The 16150-nt window shown below is 67.4% G+C and carries 18 protein-coding genes; 2 read left to right on the top strand and 16 right to left on the bottom strand.

From position 1 onward, the window contains the following. Positions 1-145: 145 nt before the first annotated feature. From ASD72_RS09845 to ASD72_RS09810, 8 genes are all read right to left on the bottom strand, one after another. Positions 146-640 (bottom strand): dihydrofolate reductase, encoded by a 495-nt coding sequence (locus ASD72_RS09845; protein ID WP_056879716.1) that lies wholly within the window; start codon positions 638-640, stop codon positions 146-148. Positions 641-644: 4 nt separating this feature from the next. Beyond that, the gene (locus tag ASD72_RS09840; RefSeq protein ID WP_056879715.1) at positions 645-1439 is read right to left on the bottom strand and encodes a thymidylate synthase; all 795 of its coding nucleotides are present in this window, start codon (positions 1437-1439) and stop codon (positions 645-647) included. A gap of 29 nt (positions 1440-1468) precedes the next feature. Further along, positions 1469-2347, bottom strand: coding sequence for a prolipoprotein diacylglyceryl transferase (lgt, locus tag ASD72_RS09835; protein WP_056879714.1), 879 nt, complete (start codon positions 2345-2347; stop codon positions 1469-1471). 87 nt (positions 2348-2434) lie between these two features. Beyond that, positions 2435-2926: a TPM domain-containing protein gene (locus ASD72_RS09830; RefSeq protein ID WP_056879713.1), complete on the bottom strand. Its 492-nt coding sequence runs from the start codon at positions 2924-2926 to the stop codon at positions 2435-2437. After that, positions 2926-3804 carry a TPM domain-containing protein gene (locus ASD72_RS09825; protein WP_056879712.1) on the bottom strand — a complete coding sequence of 293 codons (879 nt, stop codon included), beginning with the start codon at positions 3802-3804 and terminating at the stop codon, positions 2926-2928. The genes ASD72_RS09830 and ASD72_RS09825 overlap by 1 nt, the downstream gene beginning before the upstream one ends. Positions 3805-3822: 18 nt before the next feature. Next, positions 3823-4464 (bottom strand): LemA family protein, encoded by a 642-nt coding sequence (locus tag ASD72_RS09820; protein WP_056879711.1) that lies wholly within the window; start codon positions 4462-4464, stop codon positions 3823-3825. 158 nt (positions 4465-4622) lie between these two features. Continuing rightward, positions 4623-5357, bottom strand: a complete 735-nt coding sequence (locus ASD72_RS09815) for a TerC family protein (RefSeq protein WP_056879710.1) — start codon at positions 5355-5357, stop codon at positions 4623-4625. Between the two features lie 29 nt (positions 5358-5386). After that, a complete protein-coding gene (locus ASD72_RS09810) occupies positions 5387-5767 on the bottom strand; it encodes a diacylglycerol kinase (protein WP_056879709.1) in 381 nt (126 codons plus the stop codon). Between the two features lie 217 nt (positions 5768-5984). Here ASD72_RS09810 and ASD72_RS09805 point away from each other — a divergent pair, with 217 nt between their 5' ends. Continuing rightward, a complete protein-coding gene (locus tag ASD72_RS09805; protein ID WP_235577985.1) occupies positions 5985-6719 on the top strand; it encodes an SGNH/GDSL hydrolase family protein in 735 nt (244 codons plus the stop codon). A gap of 65 nt (positions 6720-6784) precedes the next feature. On the opposite strand, the gene ASD72_RS09800 is transcribed toward ASD72_RS09805, so the two are convergent. The 7 genes from ASD72_RS09800 to ASD72_RS09770 all read right to left on the bottom strand — a co-directional run bounded on the left by ASD72_RS09800 (position 6785) and on the right by ASD72_RS09770 (position 15126). After that, positions 6785-8155: a S8 family serine peptidase gene (locus ASD72_RS09800; RefSeq protein WP_056879708.1), complete on the bottom strand. Its 1371-nt coding sequence runs from the start codon at positions 8153-8155 to the stop codon at positions 6785-6787. Between the two features lie 344 nt (positions 8156-8499). Continuing rightward, positions 8500-9456 carry an isoaspartyl peptidase/L-asparaginase gene (locus ASD72_RS09795; protein ID WP_056879707.1) on the bottom strand — a complete coding sequence of 319 codons (957 nt, stop codon included), beginning with the start codon at positions 9454-9456 and terminating at the stop codon, positions 8500-8502. 45 nt (positions 9457-9501) lie between these two features. After that, positions 9502-10743 (bottom strand): ABC transporter permease, encoded by a 1242-nt coding sequence (locus ASD72_RS09790; protein WP_056879706.1) that lies wholly within the window; start codon positions 10741-10743, stop codon positions 9502-9504. Next, positions 10740-11471: an ABC transporter ATP-binding protein gene (locus ASD72_RS09785; protein ID WP_056879705.1), complete on the bottom strand. Its 732-nt coding sequence runs from the start codon at positions 11469-11471 to the stop codon at positions 10740-10742. Before ASD72_RS09785 ends, ASD72_RS09790 begins: the two co-directional genes overlap by 4 nt. Next, positions 11468-13006, bottom strand: coding sequence for an efflux RND transporter periplasmic adaptor subunit (locus ASD72_RS09780; protein ID WP_056879704.1), 1539 nt, complete (start codon positions 13004-13006; stop codon positions 11468-11470). Before ASD72_RS09780 ends, ASD72_RS09785 begins: the two co-directional genes overlap by 4 nt. Positions 13007-13102: 96 nt before the next feature. Then, a complete protein-coding gene (locus tag ASD72_RS09775; RefSeq protein WP_056879703.1) occupies positions 13103-14374 on the bottom strand; it encodes a HAMP domain-containing sensor histidine kinase in 1272 nt (423 codons plus the stop codon). A 50-nt stretch (positions 14375-14424) separates the two neighbouring features. Further along, positions 14425-15126, bottom strand: coding sequence for a response regulator transcription factor (locus tag ASD72_RS09770; protein WP_056879702.1), 702 nt, complete (start codon positions 15124-15126; stop codon positions 14425-14427). A 129-nt stretch (positions 15127-15255) separates the two neighbouring features. On the opposite strand from ASD72_RS09770, the gene ASD72_RS09765 reads away from it, so the two are divergent. Next, positions 15256-15594 carry a DMT family protein gene (locus ASD72_RS09765; RefSeq protein WP_056879701.1) on the top strand — a complete coding sequence of 113 codons (339 nt, stop codon included), beginning with the start codon at positions 15256-15258 and terminating at the stop codon, positions 15592-15594. A 16-nt stretch (positions 15595-15610) separates the two neighbouring features. Here ASD72_RS09765 and ASD72_RS09760 read toward each other — a convergent pair whose 3' ends face one another. Then, on the bottom strand, positions 15611-16150 hold the full coding sequence (locus tag ASD72_RS09760) for a hypothetical protein (RefSeq protein ID WP_056879700.1): 540 nt from the start codon (positions 16148-16150) through the stop codon (positions 15611-15613).

Below are 16150 nucleotides of genomic sequence, written 5' to 3'. Positions count from 1 at the left end.
CTTCGCTTCATCCCAGCCTACGGGTGCTGGACGCTCGCGATCCTCCGTAGGCTGGGTTGATAAACCCAGCATCCGGTATCGCCTCGGTCGAAGATGGCGCTGCTGGGATTGCGCTTCGCTTCATCCCAGCCTGCGGGTGGGCGGCTCAGCGACGCTGGTACTCGACGAAGTCGAACGCCAGCGCGTGCTTCGCGTCGATGGGGTGCGGCGCGCGCGCGACCTCCCGCCATTCCGCAGGATCGAAGGCCGGGAAGAATGCATGCGCATCCTCCACCACGGTATCGACCTCGGTCAGATGCAGTACGTCGGCACGCCCCAGGGTGAGCGCATAGACTTCGCCGCCGCCTATCACGCACAACTCCCCTGCACCCTCCGCCTCGGCGATCGCCAGTGCGTCTTCGACCGACGCGACGGCCTGCATGCCCTCGAACGGCACCACGCCACGACGCGTCAGCACCAGGTTCAGGCGGCCCGGCAATGCACGCCCCAGCGATTCGGCGGTCTTGCGCCCCATCAACACCGGCTTGCCCAGCGTCAGCGCCTTGAAGCGCTTCAGGTCATCCGGCAACCGCCACGGCAGGTCGTTGTCGCGGCCGATGGCGCGATGGCGGTCGAGGGCGACGACCAGCGAAATGCGCATCGGGTCAGACCGCCACCGGCGCCTTGATCGCCGGGTGCGGGTCGTAGCCAAGGATCTCGATGTCGTCGAAGGTGAAGCCGAACAGATCGTTGACCTCGGGATTGAGGTGCAACTTCGGCAGTGCGCGCGGTTCGCGCGCCAACTGCTCGCGCGCCTGGTCGTAGTGGTTCGAATACAGGTGCGCATCGCCGAGCGTGTGCACGAAGTCGCCCACGCCCAACCCGCAGGCCTGCGCCACCATGTGCGTCAGCAGCGCATAGCTGGCGATGTTGAACGGCACGCCGAGGAAGATGTCGCCACTGCGCTGGTAGAGCTGGCAGCTGAGCTTGCCGTCGACGACATAGAACTGGAACAGCGAGTGGCACGGCATCAGCGCCATCTTCGGCAGTTCGGCCACGTTCCAGGCACTGATCACCAGGCGTCGCGAGTCGGGATTGCGCTTGATCTCGTCCACCAGCCATTGCATCTGGTCGATGGTCCTGCCGTCCGCACCTTCCCAGCTGCGCCACTGCTTGCCGTACACCGGCCCCAGCTCGCCGTTCTCGTCGGCCCATTCGTCCCAGATGCTGACCTTGTTGTCCTTCAGGTAGGCGATGTTGGTTTCGCCCTTCAGGAACCACAGCAGTTCGTGGATGATCGAGCGCAGGTGCAGCTTCTTGGTGGTGACCAGCGGGAAGCCTTCGTTGAGGTCGAAGCGCATCTGCCAGCCGAACACGCTGCGCGTGCCGGTGCCGGTGCGGTCGGACTTCTCGGCGCCCTGCTCCAGCACGTGGCGCAGCAGGTCGAGGTATTGCTTCATGCCTGGTCTCCGGCAGTGGGCTTCACGGTTTACTTGCCGGCGACCGGCGCGGGAACAACGGGTTGCAGCGTTGGCGCACGGCGCGACAGCCACAGCAGGTACAGGCCCAGCAGCACCAGCGGCACGCTGAGGACCTGGCCCTTGGTCAGCCAGTCCCAGGCGACGTAATGCCCTTCGTCCGGTACACGGACGAATTCCATCAGGAACCGGAACACGCCGTACATCAGCGCGAACAGGCCCGAAACGAGGTAGCGCGGCCGCGGCTTGCGCGAGACCGTCCACAGCACGACGAACATCACCAGCCCTTCGAGGAAGGCCTGGTACAGCTGCGAAGGATGGCGCGCGAACTGATTCAACGCGCCCGCGGCGTATTGCGCCTTCAATTGCAGTGCATCCAGGTTTCGCAGCGCCGGATCGGTGGGAAAGATGACGCCCCAGTTGGCGTGCGTGTACTTGCCCCACAACTCGGCGCCGATGAAATTGCCCAGCCGGCCGAAGCCCAACCCGGGCGCGGCCAGCGGCGCGACGAAATCCATCGTGTCGAAAAAGTGCAACCGATGCTTGCGCGACCACCACAGTGCCGCGGCCATCACACCGAGCAGGCCGCCGTGGAAGCTCATGCCGCCTTCCCACACCTTGAAGATCGACAGCGGATTGTCGAGGAAGGTGCCGAAGCCGTAGAACAACACGTATCCCATGCGCCCGCCCAGCACCACGCCGAGCATCGCGTAGAACATCAGGTCGGAGAACGCATCGGCATTGACGCCGGGCAGGCGCCCCTGCGACGCGCGCATGCGGCCCAGCCACCACGCCACGACGAAAGCCAGCAGGTACATCAGGCCGTACCAGTGCAGCTTGACCGGCCCCAGCGAGAAGATGATCGGATCGATCTGGTGGAGGTAGATCATGCGCCTCGGCGTGGCCGGTGGAGATGGGCTATTTTGCCCCACCCTGCCCGCGCGTGGATGACTGCGTGCGCGCCAGACCGTTCCGGCTCAATCCAGCAGATGCGGGCGGTTCGGCAACTCATCCTCGTCGGTGTCGCCCGCCTGCTGCGGGAAATGCCGCGCCAGCAGGGCGGATGCCGCGGCGATGCCGTCCAGCACGGCCTGTTCGGCCCGGCCTTCGCCCATGCCCGTCTCGATGAGCTGGCAGACCTCGCGCCATTGGGCGTCACTGACGAGACCGGCCAGGCCGCGGTCGGCGACGATCTCGATGCGGTGGTCGGCCAGCAGCAGGTAGATCAGCACGCCGTTGTTGGCTTCGGTATCCCAGGTGCGCAAGCGGACGAACACGTCATGCGCGCGCTCCCGCGGCTCCACGCCCGAGATCACCGCACTCGGCGGCAGGTTGGATTCCACCGCGAACATCACCTCGCCGCGATGCAGGCGCTCACCCGCCGCGATCGCATCGGTGATGCGGTGCAGGCTGTCCTCGGGAAACAGCCGCCGGGCCGAACGCGCGAACAGATGGCGCAGCAGGCGCATCACCAGCTCCCCGAGGCGCCACCGCCTCCGGACATGCCGCCACCTCCGCCCCAGCCACCTCCGCCTCCCCCAAAGCCACCCCCGCCCCAGCCTCCACCGCCGCCACCCCAGCCGCCCCAATCGCGGTGCCGGGCATAACCACCGCGCGTCGATACCGAGGCCAGGCCGTACAGCAGGCCGAAGACGCCGGCGATGCCGGCCGGAATCAATGAGGAAAGCAACAGCGCCACGCCCGCGGCGGCACCGCCCGTGAACAGCCCGCGCAAGCCGGCCGGGGCACGGCCGAACATGCCGCGCACGATGGTCGCCACGATGAACGCGGCGAACAACGCGAAGAACCAGTCACCACCCCGTCCGCCCCCCGGACTGCCGCGGTGGGTGCTCACGGGCGCCGGCAGCGCTTCGCCATCGATCAGCTTCACCATCACGCCGGTGGCGTCGATGATGCCGCCCGCGTAGTCGCCGGTGCGGAACTTCGGCACCAGGTACTCCTGGATGATGCGGTTCGCGATGGCATCGGGGATCGCTCCCTCCAGGCCGTAGCCGGTATGGATGCGCACGCGCCGGTCGTCCTTGGCGACCACCAGGATCGCCGCGTCGTCGACACCCTTGCGCCCCAGCTTCCACTGGTCGAACGCGCGCTGGGTGTAGTCGAAGATGTCTTCCGGCTGCGTGCTGGGCACGATCAACACCTGCAGCTGGCTGCCCTTGCGCTGCTGCAACGCCAGTGCCTGCTGCTCGAGCTGTTGCTTCTGCGCCGCGTCCAGCGTGCCGGTGGTGTCGACCACCGGCGAATCCAGCGCCGGAATGGCCGCCAGCGACTGCGCCCACGCGGGCGCGGCGACCAGCAGCAGGCAGAACGCCAGTGCGCGCAGCATGGGGGCGATGGGCGCGGATCAGTTACCGGGCGACGGCGGCGGCGGCGGTGTGGGCGCCTGCGGTGCGGCCGGCGGCGGCGTGCCGAAATCAACGGCCGGCGCTTCGGAAATGGCCGCCTCGTTCTCGACGGTGAAGTTCGGCTTCTCCTTGGCGCCGGTGACCTTGGCGGTGATCACCTGCGGGAACTGGCGGATGTAGGTGTTGTAGTCCTGCACCGTCTGGATGTAGCGGCCGCGGGCGACGGTGATGCGGTTCTCCGTGCCTTCGAGTTGCGCCTGGAGGTCGCGGAAGGACTGGTCGGATTTCAGGTTCGGGTAGTTCTCGGTCACCACCAGCAGGCGCGACAGCGCGCTGGAAAGTTCGCCCTGTGCCTGCTGGAACTGCGCCAGCGAAGCCGCATCGTCGGCATTGACCTGGATCTGCCCCACCCGCGCGCGGGCATTGGTGACGTCGGTCAGCACCTGGCGTTCCTGCTGGGCGTAGCCCTGCACGGTCTTGACCAGGTTGGGGATCAGGTCGGCGCGGCGCTTGTACTGGTTCAGGACTTCCGACCAGCCGGCTTTCACCGCTTCGTCCTTCTGCTGGATGGCGTTGTAACCGCAGCCCGACAACAGCGCGGTCAGCACGACGAGCAACCACAGACGCGACACCTGGCGCATGGCACGACACTCCTTGGGACGGACGCCCCGATTGCAGCACCTTGCCCATGACGGCGCAAGCAGGCGCTCGCGTCACACGGGCTGAGCTTCGTTAGGCTTCCGTGAAAAAGAAAGGGCTCCCGAGGGAGCCCTTCGCAACACGACCGGGGAACGCGACGTTATTCGCGCAGCATGCGCTGGTTGGCGCGCTTCTTCGCCCACAGGTTGAGGCACTCGACCACGGCCGAGAAGCCCATCGCGCCGTACAGGTAGCCCTTCGGGATGTGCAGCTCGAAGCCGTCCAGCAGCAGATACGCACCCACCGCCACGATGAAGGCCAGCGCCAGCATCTTGATGGTCGGGTTGTTGTCGATGAACTGGCCCAGCGGACGTGCCGCCAGCAGCATCACCGCCACGGCCAACAGGATCGCCGCCACCATCACCGGCGTGTGGTTGGCCATGCCGACGGCCGCGATCACCGAATCCAGCGAGAACACGATGTCGATCACCGCGATCTGCGCGATCACGCCGGCGAACGAGGCGGCCGGACGCGTATGCACGTCTTCCGAGTCGGGCTCGCCCTTCACCAGCTCCAGGATTTCCTTGGTGCCCTTCACCAGCAGGAACACGCCGCCCAGGATCAGCACCAGGTCGCGCACCGAGATGCCCTGGCCGAACAGCGTGAAGAGGTCGGCGGTCAGGCCGGCCAGCCAGGCCAGCGTCAGCAGCAACAGGATGCGGGTGATGCACGCCACCGCGATGCCGAACTTGCGCGCCACTTCGCGCTGGTGCGGCGGCAGCTTGCTGACCGCGATGGAGATGAAGACCAGGTTGTCGATGCCCAGCACGATCTCGATCGCACTCAGCGTGACCAGCGTGATCCACACCTGCGGATCGGTAAGCAATTCCATCATCGGGGGGTACCTAGGTTCAGATCAGGAGTTCAGAGGTAGCGCGGCGCGAGGATCAGCGCCCAGCACAGCAACACATTCATCATCAGCACGAACACGGCGGCGGAGCCCATGTCCTTGGCGCGTCCGGCGAGTTCGTGGTGTTCCGGGCCGTAGCGCTCGATCACCGCTTCCACCGCGGAATTCAGCAGTTCAGCCGCCAGCACCAGCAGGCAGCTGCCGATCATCACGGCGCGCTCCAGACCCGTGTCGCCCCACCACAGCGCCAGCGGCGCCATGACCACCAGCAGGTAGACCTCGAGGCGGAACGAGGATTCGTGTATCCAGGCCGCGCGCAGGCCCTGTAGGGACCAGACGGTGGCTTTCAGGATGCGGCCGGGGCCGCGCGGGAGGTGTCCGGTTTCGTCTGCCATGGGGCGGGTAGAGGCGGAAGGGGTCACGCATCGGCCCTTGCGGGTCGGGCCGAAGCCGGAGCCAGCGAAGGGACGTATCGGGTGGAGCCGGCGCAGTCAGCACGCCAAGGGCGCAATTTTGCCACAAGGCACTCCCCGGTCGTGGCGGCGTGGTTTGCATCCCCGGGAACGGGCTGGTCCACTAGGGCCCGTCCGTGTCCAAGGAGCCCTTCCCCCCGTGCCCTTCCTGAATTCCGTCCGCCTGCCCCTGATCGCCGCCTCGCTGATCGCCCTGCTGGCCGCCTGTAGCGGCGGCCCGCCCACGACACCCAGCGCTGCAGCGCCCACGGCGGCCAAGGCGACGCCACGCATCCCGGAGCAGGTCTCGAACCCGGCCTGGGAAGCCGACATGCAGCGCTTCGAGGCCACCGACGCGCAGTCGCCGCCGCCGCGCGGGGGGGTGCTGTTCATCGGCAGCTCGTCGATCCGCTTCTGGGACACGCTGGCGCAGGACTTTCCGGGCGTGCCGGTGATCAACCGCGGCTTCGGCGGTTCCGAGCTGCGCGACAGCACCTGGTATGCCGACCGCATCGTCGTGCCGTACGCGCCGCGGCAGATCCTGATCTACGCCGGCGACAACGACCTCAACGCGGGGCGCACGCCACGGCAACTGCATGCGGACTTCATCGCGTTCGTCGAACGCGTGCGCCGCGACCTGCCGAAGACGAAGATCGCCTACATCAGCAACAAGCCCAGCCCGTCGCGCGCGCAACTGCTGTCCGTCCAGCGCGAGGCGAACACGTTGATTGCGGCGGAAGCCAAGCGCCTGGGCGTGGACTACATCGACATCTTCACGCCCATGCTCGACGCCAGCGGCCAGCCTGACGAATCCTTGTTCATCGAGGATCGGCTGCACATGAACCGTGCCGGCTACGTCATCTGGCAGCGTGTGATCGCCCCCTATCTGAAGTAACCCCGTCCGCACAAAAAAAAGAAGCCCGGCAATGCCGGGCTTCTTCGTTCCACGCGGATGTTCCGTCAGAACCCGCTCACGTTGAGGCGTCCACCGGTCACGGTCTTGTTCTGCAGCGACGGTGTCGGCACGGTCGCGCCGAGGATCGCCGCCTTGATCTGGGCCGCAGTCGAGCCCGGACGAGTGGAGGCATACAGGGCCGCCGCACCGGTCACGTGGGGCGTGGCCATCGACGTGCCGTTGTAGCTCGCATACCCGGAAACCAACTGTCCCTTGGACGACTTGGGTACCGTGGACCAGATGCCCGAACCAGGCGCACCCAGGTCCACCGTGGTCCGGCCCCACTGCGAGAAGCTGGACAGGCCACCGGTGCTGGTCGTCGATGCAACGGCGATGATGTTGGCGTTGGGGTAGTTCGAGGGGTAGCTCGCGGTCGCATCGTTGTCGTAGGCGTCGTTGCCCGCTGCCGCGATGAAGAGGATTTCCGCATTGCCGGCGCGCGTGATGGCGTCCTGCAGAGCCTGCGAGAAACCGCCGCCGCCCCACGAGTTGTTGGTCGCCACGATGTTCAGACCATGACGGACCTTCAGGTCGGTGAAGTAGTCGATGGCCTTGATAGCGTTCGCGGTGTTGCCGCCGCGACGGCCCAGGAACTTGCCGCTGATCAGCTTCACGCCGCTCCAGCAGACGCCGGCCACGCCCTTGCCGTTGCCGCCCACGCCGGCGATCGTGCCCGACACATGCGTGCCGTGGTCGTCGTTGGCGCCACCGGAATTGATGTCGTTGCTGTTGCCGTCGAAGTCCCAGCCGCGCACGTCGTCGACATAGCCATTGCCGTCGTTGTCGACGCCATCGATCGGATCGTAGGGATTGGTCCAGATGTTGGCCGCCAGGTCTTCGTGGGTGTAGTAGATGCCTTCATCGATCACGCCGACCACGACGTTGCCGCAGCTGGTGTGGCCGGCGGCCCATGCTTCGGACGCCTGCGATCCGTAGGCGTTCGCGGGCGTGCCCGCATCACCGTACATGCCCCACAGCGAGCCGTTGGTGGAGTAGGTGTCGTTGGAAACCGCATTGTGCTGGTAGGTCCAGTTCGGCTCGGCGTACTCCACGGCCGGATCGGCGCTGAGCGCCTGCACGGCGGCGGACAGGTCGATGTTGCCCGGCAGCTTCAGCAGCGCGATCTCGCCGCTGCGGCCGTTGCCGCGGCGCACCGTGTCCAGCTTCTGCGCACCCAGGCCATGCACCACCGCCTCACGGTCGGCCGATACCGCGCCATCGCGGTACTTCACGAGCAACTCGCCGCTGGCGTGGGGTTTGCCTTCCTTCAGGCCCTTGATCACCAGGTCGGGCCTGCCGCCCGCACTGGCCGCCTGCGCCGCCCCCATGGCCACAAGCGCCAATCCCACCCATACCGCCATGCGATTCTTCTTCATAAACCGATCCGACTCCGAGTGTTGTGGTTGCCGCGCCTAATGGCGCAGTGGGTCGAATCTAGCTTGTAATTTCGGTTCTAGATATCAAATTTGACTCACACTTGCGTCCTGCAAAAGGACGGCTGCGATGGCACCGGTAGCCATGAGAACGACTCGCATCGCAACAGGTTCTAGCGCTGGAATGCGACACGGATTGCGAGGAGACTCGACGCCTGCGCGGCGACGCTTCCAGCATGATCAACCGCATCTTCGACCCCGCACTGGCGCAACGCCTGGACCCGCTGGCGGCGCTACACCGACAGCATCGGCGGCTCATCCGCGTCCCGCCAGATTGATGCCGATACTCAGTCGTCCCGATGGATGGCCGTGCCGCGGCTGCCGTCGGGACGGATCCAACCGCGGTACATCCCGCGCGTACTGAGGACCAGCACCACGTTGCCGTCGCGGTCGAGTGCGATCACGCCGCCGTCGCCGCCATGCGCGGGGACTTCGCCCAGCACCACGTCCTCGGCCGCATCGCGCAGCCGGTCGCCGCGGTACCGCACGCGCGCGGCGATGTCATGGGCGACGACGTTACGGATGTAGTACTCGCCCCACCCCGTGCAGGACACGGCGCAATGCGCATCGGCCCAGGTGCCCGCACCGATCAGCGGCGAATCCCCGACGCGCCCCCAGCGTTTGTTCGTCATGCCGCCCGTCGATGTAGCCGCCGCCAGATGGCCGCGGCTGTCGAGCGCGACCGCACCGACCGTGCCGAAGTAACGCCCCCGCAGGTCCTGGCTGGCCTCCCACGCCTGCTGTTCCTGCCGCTGTGCTTCGACCAGTTGCAGCCGGCGCACTTCGGTCGAGAACCAGTCGTTCGGCACGCGCTCGATGTCCGGATGCAGATCGGCGAATTGTTCCGCGCCGGCCCCGATCAGGAAGACGTGCGGCGAATCCTCCAGCACGCGTCGCGCCAGCCGCACGGGATTGCGCACGCCAGCGATGCCCGCGACGGCGCCGGCCCGCCGGTGCTGGCCATCCATGATCGACGCATCGAGTTCGTGGCGGCCGTCGGCGGTGAACACCGCGCCATGCCCTGCATTGAAGTGGGGCGCATCTTCCAGCACGCAGACGGCGGCCTCGACCGCATCCAGCGCACTCCCGCCGGAGGCCAGCACGGCATGGCCGGCGTCGAGTGCGCGATCAAGGTCCGCGTGGATGCGCTGCGCGGCGGCGTCGCCCAGGGTCGCCGTGTCGATCACGCCTGCCCCGCCGTGGATGGCCAGCGCGAGCGGCCTGCGTGGGGATTGCGTGCTCATGGCGCCCTCCGGTCTTCGGATACGACGGCGCCAGCATACTCCGGACTACTGAGAACGGAGTGCCTCGATCGGGTCCAGCTGCGACGCCTTGCGCGCGGGGTAGTAGCCGAAGAACAGGCCGGTCGCGATCGAGAACCCGGCGGCGAGACCGATGACCTGTCCGTTCAAGGCCACCGGCAACTCGCTGAAGTTGCCGACCAGCAAGGCGCCGACGACGCCGATGACGATGCCCAGCACGCCGCCGCCCAGCGACAACAGCATGGCTTCGGCGAGGAACTGCCTTCGCACGTCGCTGGGCCCCGCGCCGACGGCCATGCGCAGGCCGATTTCGCGGATGCGTTCGGTCACCGACACCAGCATGATGTTCATGATGCCGATGCCGCCGACGATCAGCGAGATGGTGGCCACCGCGCCCAGCAACAGCGACATCAGCTTGGTCGTGGCCGTGCGCGTGGCGACGATCTCCGAGATGTTGCGGACGTTGAAGTCGTCCTCTTCGCCCGGATTGATCTTGTGCCGCTGGCGCAGCAGCGCCTCCACTTCGCCCTGCACGTAGCTCAGGTCCTTGGCGTCGGCCACGGTGAGCGCGACCTGCTGCACGGCGCCCGGCGGCAGCCCCATCGAGCCCATCAGGCGGCGGCGCGCGGTTTCCAGCGGCACCATCATCACGTCGTCCTGGTCCTGGCCGAAGCCGCCCTGCCCTTTCGGTGCCAGCGTGCCGACCACGGTGAACGGCACGCGACCCAGGCGCACGGTCTGGCCGACGCCGCTGTCTTCGCCGAACAGCGTGCGGCGCACGGTTTCGCCGAGGATGACCACCTTGCTGGCGCTGGAGTAGTCCTGCGCGTCGAAGCCTTCGCCGTTGGCGATCACCCAGCTGTTGATGTCGAAGAAATCGGCCTGCACGCCCTGCCAGCTGGTCGAGGCGTTGTTCTCGGCGAAAACGATCTGGGTGTTGCCACGCAACGCGCCCGCCACGTATTGCACTTCCGGGATCTCGTTGCGGATCGCATCCACGTCGCTTTCCTTCAGCGTGTAGAAGCTGCTCGAACTCATGCGTACGCCACCGCCGCCGGGGCCACGGCCCGCACCCGGGCTGATGTCCAGGCGCTGCGAGCCGAGGCCGGAGACCAGCTTGTCGATCTCGGCCTGCGTGCCCTGGCCCACCGACACCATCACGATCACGGCGGCGATGCCGATGATCACGCCCAGCGAGGTCAGCGCGCTGCGCATCCAGTTGCCGCGCAGTGCATGCAATGCGGTGCGCAGGATGTCGGAAAACTTCATGGGCGGCCTCCGGCGTGCTCGAGGTCTTCGTGCAGTTCGCCGTCGCGCATCACCAGGATGCGGTCGGCATGCGCAGCGACTTCGGCGTCGTGGGTGATCAGGATGACCGTGTGGCCGTCATCGCGCAGACGCTTGAACAGGGACAGGATCTCTTCGCCGGTCTTGCTGTCGAGTGCGCCGGTGGGCTCGTCGGCCAGCAGGATCGGGGGCTGGTTGATCAGCGCGCGCGCGATCGCCACGCGCTGTTGCTGGCCGCCGGACAGTTCGTTGGGACGATGGCCCGCACGCTCGGCCAGGCCGACCGCGGCCAGCGCCTGGCGCGCGCGCTCGGTGCGCTCGCCCGGTGGCACCTGTGCATAGCCCAGCGGCATGGCCACGTTCTCCAGCGCGGTCATGCGCGGCAGCAGGTGGAAGCCCTGGAACACGAAGCCGATCTTCTCGCGGCGCAGGATCGCCAACTGCTCCGCGTCGAGCGTGGCGACGTCGATCCCGTCGCACAGGTAGCGGCCCTCGGTGGGCGTGTCGAGGCAGCCGATCAGGTTCATCAGCGTCGACTTGCCCGAGCCGGACGGGCCCATGATCGCCACGAAGTCGCCGCGATCCACGCGCATGTCGACGCCGGTCAGCGCGATCACCTCGGCTTCGGTGCCCGCGGAATAGACCTTGCCCAGCGTGTGCGTCTGGATGACCGGCACGCGGTCGCCGGTGGTCGGGGACGGCGTGCTCATTCCTTCGCGCGCTCGCCCACGACCACGACGTCGCCTTCCTTCACGCCGCCGGACACCTCGGTGCTGGTGCCGTCGCTGGCGCCGATGCGGACCTGCACGATCTCCGGCTTGCCGTTGACCAGCGTGTAGACCGGCGCACGCTTGGCGCCCAGCAGCGTGCGCAGCTCACCGTCCCAGCGCTGCTTCTGCGCGTCGTCGAGCGTGGCGCGGAACGGCGCGAAGTCCTGCTGCATGCGTTCGGCCATGCGCTGGCGGATCTGCGCCTGCATGGCGCCACCGCCACTGCTGTTGCCGCCCGTGCGCGGCCCGCCGCCGGGACCGCCGCCGAACATGCTGGCGCCACCGCGCTGCTGCGCCTGCGCCATGCGCGCGGCCTGGCGTTCGCGCAGCGCGGCAAGCGCGGCGTCGAAGGCGGCCTGCTGTTCGGGCTTGAGCTGCAGGTCGCCGGCCACGCGCACCAGGTCGTCGCTGATGCCGCTGCCACGGTTCTGGCCGCCCTGCGGCGCCTGCGTGGCGGTAGCGGTGGCGGTGGCCTCCTCGCCGGTCGGCTTGTAGCGCAGCGCGGCATTGGAGATCTTCAGGATGTTGTCGCGCTTGCTGACCTCGATTTCGGCATTGACGGTCAGCCCCGGCAGCAGCGTGCCGTCGGTGTTGTCCACGCTGACGACCACCGGATAGGTCACCACGTTGTTGGTGGTGGTGGCCGACAGCCGCACCTGCTGCACCTCGCCGCGGAACTGGCGGTCGGCGAAGGCATCGACGGTGAAGGACACGTTCTGGCCGACCTTGACCTGGCCGATGTCGGCCTCGTCGACGGCCAGCTCGATCTTCATCTTCGAGAGGTCTTCGGCGATGGTGAACAGCTCCGGCGCCTGCAGGCTCGCGGCCACGGTCTGGCCGGGTTCGATGGAGCGCGTCAGCACCACGCCATCCACCGGCGAGCGGATCACCGTGCGGTCCAGGTTGACCCGGGTCGTCTGCGTTGAAGCGGTCTGCTGGCGGATCGACGCCTGGGAGGCGTTGACCTGCGCGCGCGCCTGGTCGCGCGCCGCGCGGGCCAGGTCCACGTCGCTCTGCGCGACCAGCTTCTGCTTGCCCAGGTCGGCCTTGCGGGTGTAGTCGAGCTCGGCGTTGGCCAGCGTGGCCTGCGCCTGCTTGAGGTTGGCCTGCGCGTTGGCGATCTGCGCATTGCCCTGCGCGATCTGCGCCTCGTAGGTGCTGGGGTCGATGCGCGCAAGCACCTCGCCCTTCTTGACCTCGCTGTTGTAGTCGACCAGCACGTCGGTCACCTGGCCGGAGATCTGGCTGCCGACGGTGACGGTGGAGATGGCGCTGAGCGTGCCGGTGGCCGAGATGGCCACGCGGATGTCGCCGCGCTCGACGGTGGCGGTGCGGTAGGCGCTCTCCGCGGCATCGCCCTTGCGGCTGGTCCACCACCAGGCGCCACCGCCAAGGATGGCGACGACGGCGATGCCGAGCAGGACGTTGGGGACGATGGACTTCTTGCGGAGGGAGGAACGTGCAGGCTGGCTCATGCAGTGAGTCGGCTCGGAAGGTGGGGAATCGGGGACAAGAACGCGCCGGGGGCCGCGGCGTTGACAGCCCCTGGCGCCAGTCAGTTCCCGTATAGATTACGGAACGAAGCGGATCGTCGCTGTCGTGCCGCGTCCCAGCTCGCTGTCGAGCTCGATCTTCCAGCCGAACCGGTCGCACAGGCGGCTGACGATGGACAGGCCGAGCCCGCTGCCGTGGGGGCGGTTGGGGTCGGCGCGGTAGAAGGGCTCGAAGACCCGGACCATCGATTCGGCCGACATGCCGATGCCGGTATCGCGCACGATCACCCGGTCGGGCTCCAGGATCACGTCGATCCGGCCCCGGTCGGTATAGGCGCAGGCGTTGCGCAGCAGGTTGCTGACCACCACCTGGAACACCCGGGGCGGCGCGTGCAGGCGCGGCCGGGCGTGCAGGGTCACTTCCAGGTCCACCGGCTTGTTGAGCAGCAGCGCGCGCGCGTTCTCGGCCTCGTCCATGACGATGTCCGCCACGTCGAAGTCCTCGCTCTGCGGCTCGACCTCGGCCTCGCGGGCGAGGATGAGGAAGGCATCGATCACCGCCTCCATGTCGCGGCCGGCACGCTGGATGCGTTGCAGCGCGCGCGCGACCCGCGGCGGGGAGTCCTCGGCCATGCCCATGTCGGTGGCCACCCGGATCACCGTCAGTGGCGTGCGCAGCTCATGGCTGGCGTCACGGGTGAAATCGCGCTCGCGCGCGATGTGCGCGGTGACGCGCTGGGCCAGCCCATGCAGGGCGGAGGCCAGCTGGCGGGCTTCGCCCTGCACGTCGTTGGGCAGGCGATCAGGGGCCAGGCCGCTGACGTCGGGACGGCGCGGATCCCATTCGGCCACCTGCCGCGCCAGCCAGCTGACCGGCGACACCAGCCGCTTGGACGCGCGATAGGTCAGCCACGACACCAGGTAGATCGCCACCAGCGTCATGATGATGGGCACGGTGCCGAAGTAGAACGCCAGCCGCTCCGCCTGCGAACGCAGGAACACCAGGTAGAGGCGACCGGCCGGCTGTTCGTCCACCAGCACCAGCAGGTCGTCGGCCTTGAGTTCGTGGAAGCCGGGCTTCAGCTCGCGCAGGTTCTCCGGCAGCACCAGGTTCGAGTGCCCCTTGAGCACCAGATAGCCGCGCAGGTTGTGGGTGTTCGGCGGCGGCTGCGCGGTGGAGGCGCTGTAGAGCTCCCAGAAATGGGTGGCCTCTTCCTGCAGCGCGGTGTTCATCAGGCTGTGCTTGATCACCGCGGAGATCAGGTACACGCCCAGCACGATGGCCAGGCTGACCATGACGGCCTGCAGGATGAAGGCGATCCTGAGCTTGCGGGGCAGTCCGTGGCGCATCGGCGTGTCGTCGGGCGAAGGGCGGAGTATGCCGCGCGCCGACGCCCGGGTCAGCCGATGTCGGCGATGCGGTAGCCCGCGCTCTGCACGGTATGCAACAGCGGCTTGTCGAATGGCTTGTCGATGACCTTGCGCAGGTTGTACAGGTGACTGCGCAGCGTGTCCGAATCCGGCAGCCCATTGCCCCAGATCTCGCGTTCGATTTCCTGGCGGGTCACCACGCGCGGCGACTCGCGCATCAGGATCGTCAGCAGGCGCAGGCCGATGGGAGAGAGCATCAGCTCGGTGCCGCCACGGGTGGCGCGCATGCTCACCGGGTCCAGCACCAGGTCGGCGACCTTCAGCACCTCGGCACCCACCTGGCGGCGCTCGCGGCGGATCAGGGCGCGCAGGCGGGCTTCCAGCTCCTGGATCGCGAAAGGCTTGGTCAGGTAGTCGTCGGCACCGGAGCTGAGGCCGGTGAGCTTGTCGTCCAGGGTGTCGCGCGCGGTCAGCATCAGCACCGGCGTGGACTTGCGCGCTTCGTTGCGAAGGCGCTTGCAGACTTCCATGCCATCCAGGCGCGGCAGCATCAGGTCCAGGACCAGCACGTCATAGCTGTTTTCCACGGCCAGGCGGTAGCCGTCCAGTCCGTCGGTGGCGTAGTCGACCTCGAATCCGCGCCCTTCCAGGTACTCCCCGATCATCTCGGAGATGTTGCGGTTGTCTTCCACCACCAGCACGAGACCTGCGGTTTCCTGACTGTGTCGCATGACGGCTCCTTCTAAAAGCTTCAGGTTTGTGAAGCTACCGGTACACCGGTAGACGCCATGTGAAGACCGCGGCTGCATTCAGCCGGCAGTTGGGATTAGGCTTCGCCATCCCTCCCCAGACCGCCCCCCATGATCGAACGCGTCCTGCCCCTGTTCCTGCTGCTGGCCTCCAACGTCTTCATGACCTTCGCCTGGTACGGGCACCTGAAGTACAAGTCCTCGCCCTTGTTCGTGGTGATCCTGGCCAGCTGGGGCATCGCCTTCTTCGAATACACCCTGATGGTCCCGGCCAACCGGATGGGCAGCGCGGTCTATTCGGTGGTCCAGCTGAAGACGATCCAGGAGATCCTGACCCTGCTGGTCTTCGCCGGCTTCAGCACCTGGTACCTGGGCCAGCCCCTGAAGTGGAACCACTACGCTGCCTTCGCCCTGATCGTGGGCGCGGCATTCCTGATGTTCTACGAATGAAGGGTGACGACGCCGCTCAAGGGGCGTAGCCGGCTCGGGCTATCAGCCTCTCGGCGTGCGTCTCCAGCCGCTGTCTGTCCCTCAGCATGTAGGAAGGCCCCTTGAGGATGGCAACGGTGCGCGCCGCCTCGATGGGCGACAGCGCATCGAGGGGCTTGCCGTGCTCGCGTCGCGCAAGACGATCCAGGCCGGTGTCGACACCGTTGTAAGCCTGGGACGCATAGAGCCCGTACATTTCTTCGTCGCTGACATGCAGGGGAAGCAGGAGCCGCCAGAGCGCGGTCCTGGCATGCCCGCTTATCGCGGACTGCGGAGCATGGAATCGGTGGACCGCCATCCGGGCCACTGATGGCGCCGGCGACCCCACGCTGGCGTCGATCAGATCGCGGATCAACGGCGGCGGCGATGCATCCTGACTGTCGGCATGCACCAGGAGCGCCTTGATTTCGGCCACATGCGGCCGGACCGCCACCAGGTCATACGCGAGCAGCCCGGCCAACGGCACCCCGACCAGCAGCGCGACGGCGCGGACGGCGTGCCGGACGACGCGGCTCAT

Origin of the sequence: Pseudoxanthomonas sp. Root630 (assembly GCF_001427585.1) — a bacterium.
In the GTDB taxonomy this organism is placed as follows: Bacteria; Pseudomonadota; Gammaproteobacteria; order Xanthomonadales; family Xanthomonadaceae; genus Pseudoxanthomonas_A.
This window is presented reverse-complemented; position numbering and strand designations above follow the sequence as displayed.

Excerpts from the sequence above, each read along its gene's own strand:
- ASD72_RS09845 (WP_056879716.1), bottom strand. The coding sequence starts at position 640 with ATGCGCATTTCGCTGGTCGTCGCCCTCGACCGCCATCGCGCCATCGGC.
- ASD72_RS09840 (WP_056879715.1), bottom strand. The coding sequence starts at position 1,439 with ATGAAGCAATACCTCGACCTGCTGCGCCACGTGCTGGAGCAGGGCGCC.
- lgt (WP_056879714.1), bottom strand. The coding sequence starts at position 2,347 with ATGATCTACCTCCACCAGATCGATCCGATCATCTTCTCGCTGGGGCCG.
- ASD72_RS09830 (WP_056879713.1), bottom strand. The coding sequence starts at position 2,926 with ATGCGCCTGCTGCGCCATCTGTTCGCGCGTTCGGCCCGGCGGCTGTTT.
- ASD72_RS09825 (WP_056879712.1), bottom strand. The coding sequence starts at position 3,804 with ATGCTGCGCGCACTGGCGTTCTGCCTGCTGCTGGTCGCCGCGCCCGCG.
- ASD72_RS09820 (WP_056879711.1), bottom strand. The coding sequence starts at position 4,464 with ATGCGCCAGGTGTCGCGTCTGTGGTTGCTCGTCGTGCTGACCGCGCTG.
- ASD72_RS09815 (WP_056879710.1), bottom strand. The coding sequence starts at position 5,357 with ATGATGGAATTGCTTACCGATCCGCAGGTGTGGATCACGCTGGTCACG.
- ASD72_RS09810 (WP_056879709.1), bottom strand. The coding sequence starts at position 5,767 with ATGGCAGACGAAACCGGACACCTCCCGCGCGGCCCCGGCCGCATCCTG.
- ASD72_RS09800 (WP_056879708.1), bottom strand. The coding sequence starts at position 8,155 with ATGAAGAAGAATCGCATGGCGGTATGGGTGGGATTGGCGCTTGTGGCC.
- ASD72_RS09795 (WP_056879707.1), bottom strand. The coding sequence starts at position 9,456 with ATGAGCACGCAATCCCCACGCAGGCCGCTCGCGCTGGCCATCCACGGC.
- ASD72_RS09790 (WP_056879706.1), bottom strand. The coding sequence starts at position 10,743 with ATGAAGTTTTCCGACATCCTGCGCACCGCATTGCATGCACTGCGCGGC.
- ASD72_RS09785 (WP_056879705.1), bottom strand. The coding sequence starts at position 11,471 with ATGAGCACGCCGTCCCCGACCACCGGCGACCGCGTGCCGGTCATCCAG.
- ASD72_RS09780 (WP_056879704.1), bottom strand. The coding sequence starts at position 13,006 with ATGAGCCAGCCTGCACGTTCCTCCCTCCGCAAGAAGTCCATCGTCCCC.
- ASD72_RS09775 (WP_056879703.1), bottom strand. The coding sequence starts at position 14,374 with ATGCGCCACGGACTGCCCCGCAAGCTCAGGATCGCCTTCATCCTGCAG.
- ASD72_RS09770 (WP_056879702.1), bottom strand. The coding sequence starts at position 15,126 with ATGCGACACAGTCAGGAAACCGCAGGTCTCGTGCTGGTGGTGGAAGAC.
- ASD72_RS09765 (WP_056879701.1), top strand. The coding sequence starts at position 15,256 with ATGATCGAACGCGTCCTGCCCCTGTTCCTGCTGCTGGCCTCCAACGTC.
- ASD72_RS09760 (WP_056879700.1), bottom strand. The coding sequence starts at position 16,150 with ATGAGCCGCGTCGTCCGGCACGCCGTCCGCGCCGTCGCGCTGCTGGTC.